The sequence below is a fragment of the Microcoleus sp. MON2_D5 genome, assembly GCF_036701905.1.
Taxonomy (GTDB): Bacteria; Cyanobacteriota; Cyanobacteriia; order Cyanobacteriales; family Microcoleaceae; genus Microcoleus.
This window is the reverse complement of the sequence record NZ_JAUBRM010000230.1, coordinates 1-1,408: the sequence shown is the minus strand read 5'-3', so window position 1 is coordinate 1,408 and position 1,408 is coordinate 1. Positions and strand designations below refer to the sequence as shown.

The following is a 1,408-nucleotide window of genomic DNA, read 5'->3' as shown; positions in this document are numbered from 1 at the left end:
GGAAGCTCTCTCTAAATTCACCATAATTTCTACTCAGCTAACGCTGAGTAAATTTGTGCTTAGTCTAAACTCCAATGGTAAAGTAAGCAGGCTCAAACTGCCCTCATCGAGGCCATGAATATGATTCGTAAAGGACAAGTGGAGGGGGTTGAGAGAGGCGATGTGCGAGCACAAGTAGAATTCGTGTCTCAAATTTTCGGAGTTATTGCTTAATTGAGTTCAAACTAAGTTATGTGTTTGTTCACCATAGTTTTTGCGACATAACCTTGTTAAGACGGTGCTCGATCGCTGCATAACAATTGTGATGCAACCGACAAAAACACATCATCAATTTACAACGGAGAAACGTCTCATGCCTTACATTACTGTTGGTCAAGAAAACTCTGCAAATATTGATATCTACTACGAAGATATTGGGACAGGTCAACCGATTGTACTGATTCATGGATTTCCATTGAACGGACATTCCTGGGAGAAGCAGGTTTTAGTTTTACTGAACGCAGGATATCGAGTAATTACCTACGATCGCCGAGGATTCGGTGCTTCCAGCCAACCCTCGTTTGGTTATGACTACGATACCTTCGTCGCCGATTTGAATACACTCATGACCAAGCTTGACTTGCAAAATGCCGTGCTGGTCGGTTTCTCAATGGGAACAGGTGAAGTCACACGTTATCTTGGCAAATACGGCTCAGAGCGGGTGCAGAAAGCCGTGCTGATGGCTCCCGTTCCACCGTTTCTATTAAAGACAGACGACAATCCAGAGGGTGTTGATCAAAGCGTTTTCGATGGCATTATGAAAGCGATTGTTGACGATCGTCCAGCTTATTTCTCTGCCTTTTTCAAAGCGTTCTTCAATGTGGATGTGTTGCTAGGTAAGCGGATTAGCAATGAGGCAATTCAGGCAAGTTGGAATGTGGCTGTAGGGTCTTCTGCGAAAGCGACTTTAGATTGTGTACCGTCCTGGCTCACCGATTTCCGCGATGATCTGCCCCGCATTGATGTACCAACCCTGATCATTCATGGCGATGCCGATCGCATTTTGCCGCTTGAGTCCACCGCAGCAAGACTCCCGAAGCTGATTAAAAACAGTCACCTTGTTGTCATTCCTGGTGGACCACACGCCATCAACTGGACTCACGCGGATCAGGTCAATCCCGTGTTACTAGACTTTCTTCAGCTTAGTTCCAAGGTCAAAGGAATTCATCACCATGCCTCCATAGTTTAGCGTGAGTGAACGACTGAAAATGTGCTGTTTGCCTGGAAACAGCAGTAACCCACCTTGATCGCTATTGATGTTATAGGAAAACGGACTTAGCGATTACTCTGGGGGTAACGATTCAGGTCTAAATTTGAGGAATTAAAGATGGTTGTTGCATATCTGGATTAACCATCGCTTTTATAGCTT

The 1,408-nt window shown here is 44.9% G+C and carries 1 protein-coding gene; it reads left to right on the top strand.

Annotated features, from left to right (window positions below; genetic code table 11):
- The first annotated feature begins 352 nt into the window (after nt 1-352).
- Nucleotides 353-1,228, top strand: coding sequence for an alpha/beta hydrolase (locus QUA47_RS30860; RefSeq protein ID WP_333433635.1), 876 nt, complete (start codon nt 353-355; stop codon nt 1,226-1,228).
- The last annotated feature ends 180 nt before the right edge of the window (nt 1,229-1,408 follow it).

Coding starts and splice junctions, on each gene's coding strand:
- QUA47_RS30860 (WP_333433635.1), top strand. CDS start 353: ATGCCTTACATTACTGTTGGTCAAGAAAACTCTGCAAATATTGATATC.